Here is a 6,751-nt window from a genome sequence, read left to right on the forward strand (position 1 = left end):
AGTGGTTGCCCGTGCGGGGCAAGCCCTGTTCATATAAGGAGTGGCCCCATTCATGGGCGGTGGCAAGGAAGGCGGAGAGGGGTTGATCCGGCACCACCCGGGTGGTGATGCGGAAGTCCTGGGGGCCCACGGTGCAGGAGAAGGGATGGGCCGATCGGGAGCGTTGGCAGTAGGCCGGGTCGTAGCCCCAGCTGTTGAGCAGGTCGGTGCAGAGATTTTCCTGCAGGGCTTCGGGTAGCTCTGGCAGGGGGGATACCTGGGTTGCTGCTGCCTGCTGGAGCAGGACGGGCAGCTCGGCCTGCAGTGGGGCAAACAGCTGCTGCAGCCGTTCTTTGCTGACGTCGGGCTCAAACGGCTGGGCCAGGATTTCCCAGGGGCTGCGCTGTTGGGCTTCGGCAGCGGCAAGTTGGGTCGCTTGTTCGCGGCGGAGGCCGATCAGGCTTTCCAGGGCCGGAGCAAAGATGCTGAAGTCGCTGCGGCGCCTTGCCTCCTGCCAAATGGCATTGCCGCGCGACTGGGCTTGGGCGATCTGGGCTACTAGCTGGGGATCTAGGCAGCGCTGGCGATTTAGCTCAAGCCGCAGTAGCTGCAAGTTGCGGCGCACCGCCGCCGGGGTGCTGGCTTGCAGCTCGGCTTCCGCCGCCTCGACCAGATCGGCGTAAGCAGGGCTGCTCTGGCGTTCGTGTAGCTGACTGGCCAACAGGGCCAGTTGGTCGCCACGCCATTCGGCACCGGCCGCCGGCATCACCGTGTTCTGGTCGTAGTAGATGGCACTGCTGATTGAGCCCAGCAGCTGGCTCTGGCGCAGATGCTCCTGCAGCTGATCTAGGGGCGATTTTGGCTGCGCCATGGGGAACTTTTGCTAGGGCCATTCTTCCGACTTAAGGCCCGGCGCGCTCAGGCTGATTGCAGTTGGGCTAACTGGTTCTCGAGACGTCGCTTGAGTCGGGTCTGGACCAAGGAGCAGAGCTCGTCTACCAAGGCGCCTTCGGCACTCCAGATGGTGCGCACCCCATCGCGCTCGCAGCGCACTAGGCCAGCCCGCTGCAGTTGGCCGAGCTGGCGGCTGATGTGGGATTGGGAGAAGCCAGTGGCTTCGATCAGTGCTGCCACATCCATGGGCCCTGCCCTGAGCTGACAAATCAACTTCAGTCGCGCCGGCTCGCTTAGCAAACGAAAAAACTGGCAGTACTCCTCCAGCAACTGGGGAGACGGCATCGAGCTGGAATAAGCCATCTATCGATTATGTCGTCAGACGCATTCTCCCGGGCACCCCCCGGACGCGACGCATTTATGCGGCTATGGTCATAACAAGCTGCAATGCCGCGATGGTTGTCGCCCCGTTTACGCCGATCTCCCTGCGGGCAGCGGCTGGAGGGGGATCCCTGCTCTTCCGCCAGCTTTTTGATGCCCAGACCGGCACCTTCACCTACTTACTAGGCGATGTTTCCAGTCGCCAGGCGGTGATCATCGATTCGGTGTTTGAGCGCCATGGCCGCGATCTTGCCCTACTCCGTGAGCTGGGGCTCGAGCTGGTGGCCTCCCTCGATACCCATGCCCACGCCGACCACGTCACCGGCAGCTGGCTGCTGCACGAGGCCACTGGCTGTGCAATTGGCCTGGCTGCAGCCGCTAGGGCGAAAAACGTGACCATGCCTCTGCAGCACGGGGATCGGCTGTCCTTTGGTGTTCGCTGGCTCGAGGTGCGCAGCACCCCAGGTCATACCAATGGCTGCCTCAGTTTTGTGCTCGACGATCAGTCGATGGCATTCAGTGGTGACGCCTTGCTCGTGCGGGGCTGCGGTCGCTGTGACTTTCAGCAGGGCAACCCCCATACCCTCTGGGCCTCGATTACCCAGCAACTCTTCAGCTTGCCCGACTCCTGCTTGCTCTATCCCGGCCACGACTACGAGGGCCGCACGGTCAGCTCGGTGGTTGAAGAAAAAGCTTTCAACGCCCGCCTGGGCGGTATGGCCACGGAAAGGGATTTCGTTGGTCACATGGAGTCCATGAAGTTGCCCCACCCCCACCGGATCGCCGAAGCCCTGCCGGGCAACATGCGCTCTGGCAAGCCCGTTGATCAGGACGTCACCAGCCCTGCTGCAAACCCATGTTGGGCGCCATTGCAACGCAGCTATGCGGGCCTGCCCGAACTTCCCCCCGCCTGGGTGGCGTCCCACCGTGATTGCCTCACCTTGCTGGATGTGCGTTCGGCTGAGGAATATGGCGGCCCCGACGGTCGGGTGGAGGACAGCCTGCTGATTCCCCTGCCGGAACTGGAAGGTCGCATCTCCGAACTACCCGTAAATCAACCGGTGGTGGTGGTCTGCCACTCCGGCAGCCGCTCGGCCCTGGCTACCCAGCAGTTGCTTAAGGCCGGACTCCGCCAGGTGGCAAACCTCCACGGCGGTCTGGCCCGCTGGGCGGATGAGGGCTACCCGCTGCAAGGCGTCACTTCCAACTGATCAACCTCCTTATCAGTCATGACACCAGACCTCGATACCCGTCTCAATGCCCAGGCCCTAGCCCAGTTGGTGCGAGACGGGCACACCAGCCCCCTTGCCGATCTAGATGGCGGCATCCCCAGCTGGGAGCAGGCTGGTTTGCCGCTGCACAGGCTCAACAACGCCCCCCTGCCGCTGATGCGCCAGGTTCAGATCGCCGCTGGCTCTTTGGTGCTGCTCGGTCTGGGCCTCGGCAGCTGGGTGGCGCCGGCTTGGATTCTGCTCAGCTGGTTGGTGGGAGTCGGCCTGGTGTTTGCTGGCATCAGTGGTTTTTGTGGCATGGCCCGCCTGCTGGCCCTGACGCCCTGGAACCGGGTTTCGATTTGATGGCAGCAGGCGCTTGCCCATAACACCTGGATGGATGCAGGCGCTCCACTACAAATCATGCCCAGCGGTTGATCACTCTCTGGATTGCCTGGTTGCTGGCCATGCTGTTCCACGTGGATTTGGGCTTGATGCCCTTATTCCACGGGCAGTCACCCGAGATCAACAGCCAAGTGCCACTGGGAGCCTTGCCGCTGCTGTTTGGTGCCAGATGCACGCCTTGATCAGATCGTGCTGATGGCGGAGATGACCCTGCTTGGGTTGTTGATCAATATTGAAGGCTGGCACTGGTGGCGCCAACATCACTGAAGAAATGCCTACTTGAATAGCTGGCCGCTTTGTCTTTTCGCAACCTTTTAGTCTTTGTATTTTTGCATTGGCTGGCGAGGCCGATAAGCCCTGAAGGCAATTATTTATTCCTAAAGCTCCAGCCTTAACGAAACCAACTTTCGACCGGCTGGCCGCACTGACCTGACGGGGGAGGTGGCCGCCGCATGGCCTGACAGCCTGGAATGTTACGACGCTTCTGGGACACCTGGAAGCTTTTGCAAAATTAGCCTTAACTCTCAATCACTAATTCACCAATTCAACCCTTGGACCAGTGCATTATCTCACAGTCCTGTGGTGAAGCATTGACGTTTAGGTGTTGATATCCGACTGCACATCCTCCACCAGTGTTGGCATATATTTGTCATATCGGTTCAGGTCCCTTCACAATCATGCCAAGAATTACCGTTGAGCTCTCCGTGGAGGAGCATCGAGCTTTAAAACTTTTAACAATTCTCGAGGGCAAGAAACTTGGTGCCGTCTTAAAAGAGGCCATTAATTCCTACCTTCTACAAAAGGGTGCTCACGATCTCGAGGTCAAAGGCAAGCAGTGATTTCAGTTGGGCGTATCGGGTGTTGCCGCCACCAAAAGATCAAGTACCTCGCGATCTCCGAGCTGATTAAACGCTGCACGCCACATGCCCACGGATTGGAGTTGCTCCACCAGCATCAGGATTTCGAGTTGATCGACTAGCTGGCGCAGTTGCTTGGCCGTTTCGCCATACCGCAACCTTTCTTGCCGAATTAGCGCCGATCGCGAGCTCCGGCCGCAGAGGATCGGCCACCTTTCGCACCGACCAGGTGGCCACGGGAAGCCGCAATTGCCTGCCAATAGCGACGGCTACCGGAGAGCACTCCAAATCTTTTTTAGTGCATCAGTGGATCAGAACCGCCCTAAGCGCGTTGCTGGGCCAGGTTGCCGCACTGGCTGCTCGACTAGGCGCGGCTGCGTCTTTTCGGCTATTACAGGAAGACTTTGACGCTTAGCCATGCGCCGCATTGCTGCATTTCCCTGTCTTTTGGCCCTTTGTACCACTGCTTCCCTGCTTGCACCCTGCGCAGCCCAGGCTGGCCAAACAGACGCCAAGGCCGCGCCCACCAGTGGCACCGTTGAATACAGGTCGAACGTCTCTGAAGTGGACTCCTGCAATCAGGCCCAATACCGCATGCCAGCCAATGCAACCGCTACCGCCATGCGGCTCTCAACTGCCATCAAAGGTGAATACGCCACCTTCACCTGCCGGGTGAAGTGGAGCCTTTCGCCCTCCGCTCGGCCCACCTACCGCCCGATTTTGTTCTCCCCCTCAGCCTGACCACCATGCCTCGTCCGAACCAGCCATCTCCGCGCACCGTCAAGTTGCAGATCCTTGGCGCAGTGTTTGTGCCAATGGGATTGCTAGGCCTATGGCTTTATTCCAAAGGCTTCTGGTGAACGCTTAAAGGCGCTTCCTCGGACTCGCGATTGCGGCGATGGCTTCCAGAGGTGATGTACCGCATGGATCACCACGCCCCAGATCAGCAGGTCGGGATCGTCGCCTTGCAAGGCAATGGCGGGGCTAGTGGCATCGCTGGCTACCAGGCGCCAATGGGGAGGTGTTCCCTCCAGTCGCCGCAGCAGAAAGCGCCCCTCGTGCACGGCGACCACGATGGAGCCAGAACGGGGACCCACACTGCGGTCGACCACTAATAGATCGCCGTGATGAATGCCCTCTCCGCGCATGGCATCGCCGTCTACCCGCATCAAAAAGGTGGAGCTCGGTCGCGGAATCAGGGCTCCATTTAGATCGATCGTTGCCTCGATGTAGTCATCGGCAGGGCTGGGAAAGCCTGCGGCCACGGTTTCGCCGGCCAGGGGCAGGAGCAGGGGCTCGAGGTCGTGATGCGATGGCTGCAAGGGACCAAGCCAGATCAGATCGCTCGCCATGGCAATCCCCGAAGGCCATCACACTAGCGCAAAAACTAGTACGCGTGTATTGATCGGTGCCGTAGTGGCGCGTCAGTCGCCGCAGCCCCTGCGCACCACCTCGTTGCGCAGGGCGACTAGATCGGCTGCGTCGGGAAGCTGAGGTTCAAACAGCAGGGCCCAGGCCAGCGACACATCTCCAGCTTCCAGAGCCGTTTCGATCGCTGCCAGCCAGGCAGGGGGGTTCTGGCCTAGGGAGAGGATCAGGGCCGCGGTGCGGGCCATCCGCTCGGCGTCTGCACCCACTAATTGCACTTGGGCAAAGCTGCCCTCTGCCGCCTGCTCAGGTCTCAGGCGCAGCAGCACCACCTCGCCGGGGGCAATGGGGGCCAGGGGCCAGGCCAGGGGGGCTCGCAAGGGGCGCTCGGCAGGCGCAAGCTGCTGCCAGGCCAGCAGGCCCTGGCGCTCGATGCGGAGCTCCAACAGGGGTTCGACCACGACCAGCAGGGGCATGGGTGTGGGCACCACGCCAATGGCATCTCCTTCTGTCACCGGCTCCACCCGGGGGGCCACCACGCAGACCGCTACTGGATCCACCGGGCGCTGCAGGGCCTGGGCAGAGCTGGCCAGAAGCCAGCCCAGACCAAGGGGTATCAGCAGGGTTGGGCCAAGGCGCTGCTTGCTCAACTGAAGCCGCCGAATGCCGTGCCAGAGCGAAGGTCGCCAAAACCACCCACGGGCGTGTGGCCACCGCTGCGGCGCATCAACACTCTCAAAAAGGTGGTGTTGAAGTCGACGGTTTCAAGAAAGCGCACCCCCACATAGGAGGCTGACTCCAACCGATCGACCCAGAGGGAGCTGGCCCGCAGCCGGATCGGATCGCCGAAGGTGGGGTGGTGAATCGTGAGGGTGCCGACCAAGCCAGGCACAACAGGCTCGCGGATGGGAAACAGCAGGCAGGCACCAGAGGCGCTCACATCCCAAAGGCGACCAATAAACGGAACCGGATCGACATGAAAGTCGATCTGAATCGTCATGCTGATTGAGGGGACAATGTGTCGCTCCTCATTCCTTGGGGAAGGATCCGGCATTCAGTCAAATGCAGGCGGATATTGGTAAAAATCCGCGCGTGCGCATCACCCAGTAATTTTTTCGCATCTTAGTGAAGCGACTCGAAAAGCCAACTGAGAAAAGGCTGAAAATTTTGATCGTGGCCAGGTGGCATTCAGCCCGCGGCGCGGCTTAGGGCGCCGCCGCAGCTGGAGCCCCCTCCGGCGCAGCCAAAGCAATGATCTGCCACTGCCAGCGCATCCCCCTGCGGATCCCAGCCCAGCAGTTCGCCCAGGTGGCGCCTGGGCCGGCCAGCTGCGCTCAGACCAAGCTGCTGGTTGAAATCGCAGTCATAAAGCCAGCCCTGCCAGTCGACACTGATCATGGAGCGACACATGACCTGCTCGAGATTCGCGCCGCAGTGCTTGTTTTGCAACAGGGCTTGGTAGGCCTCCAGCTTTCCCTGGGCTTGGAGCCAGCTCGCAAAACGCTGGATCGGCATATTGGCAAGGGCGTAGAGGCTGGTGAACACCACCCCGAAGTCGGCGGCGAGCACCCGGCGGTAGTCGGCCTCCAGCTGGGCTTGGGGAGGGGGTAGGTCTGACCCCTGGGGGTTGTAGACGAGCTGCAGCTCTAGCCCTCT

General features: G+C 61.0%; 8 protein-coding genes and 1 pseudogene. 2 read left to right on the plus strand and 7 right to left on the minus strand.

The genetic code is table 11. The features are described from left to right. Window positions 1–850, minus strand: a pseudogene (locus KBY71_RS14110) (carboxypeptidase M32); the annotation flags it as partial. Between the two features lie 47 nt (window positions 851–897). Then, a complete protein-coding gene (locus KBY71_RS14115) occupies window positions 898–1,236 on the minus strand; it encodes a helix-turn-helix transcriptional regulator (protein WP_254929528.1) in 339 nt (112 codons plus the stop codon). A gap of 92 nt (window positions 1,237–1,328) precedes the next feature. Between KBY71_RS14115 and KBY71_RS14120 the strand changes: the two genes are divergently transcribed. After that, a complete protein-coding gene (locus KBY71_RS14120) occupies window positions 1,329–2,465 on the plus strand; it encodes a rhodanese-like domain-containing protein (protein ID WP_254929529.1) in 1,137 nt (378 codons plus the stop codon). Window positions 2,466–2,483: 18 nt separating this feature from the next. Beyond that, a complete protein-coding gene (locus KBY71_RS14125) occupies window positions 2,484–2,831 on the plus strand; it encodes a YgaP-like transmembrane domain (protein ID WP_315858571.1) in 348 nt (115 codons plus the stop codon). Between the two features lie 880 nt (window positions 2,832–3,711). On the opposite strand, the gene KBY71_RS14130 is transcribed toward KBY71_RS14125, so the two are convergent. The 5 genes from KBY71_RS14130 to KBY71_RS14150 form a co-directional block, all read right to left on the minus strand. Then, a complete protein-coding gene (locus tag KBY71_RS14130) occupies window positions 3,712–3,885 on the minus strand; it encodes a hypothetical protein (protein ID WP_254929530.1) in 174 nt (57 codons plus the stop codon). Between the two features lie 672 nt (window positions 3,886–4,557). After that, window positions 4,558–5,049: a translesion error-prone DNA polymerase V autoproteolytic subunit gene (locus tag KBY71_RS14135; protein WP_315858572.1), complete on the minus strand. Its 492-nt coding sequence runs from the start codon at window positions 5,047–5,049 to the stop codon at window positions 4,558–4,560. Window positions 5,050–5,151: 102 nt separating this feature from the next. Then, entirely contained in the window at window positions 5,152–5,745 is a 594-nt protein-coding gene (locus KBY71_RS14140) for a hypothetical protein (protein WP_254929532.1), read from the minus strand. Further along, on the minus strand, window positions 5,742–6,149 hold the full coding sequence (locus KBY71_RS14145) for a PilZ domain-containing protein (protein WP_254929533.1): 408 nt from the start codon (window positions 6,147–6,149) through the stop codon (window positions 5,742–5,744). Before KBY71_RS14145 ends, KBY71_RS14140 begins: the two co-directional genes overlap by 4 nt. 134 nt (window positions 6,150–6,283) lie before the next feature. Beyond that, a partial coding sequence (locus KBY71_RS14150) for a DUF3641 domain-containing protein (RefSeq protein ID WP_254929534.1) occupies window positions 6,284–6,751 on the minus strand: 468 nt, incomplete at its 5' end.

This window comes from Cyanobium sp. T1B-Tous, from assembly GCF_024345475.1.
Lineage (GTDB): Bacteria > Cyanobacteriota > Cyanobacteriia > PCC-6307 > Cyanobiaceae > Cyanobium_A.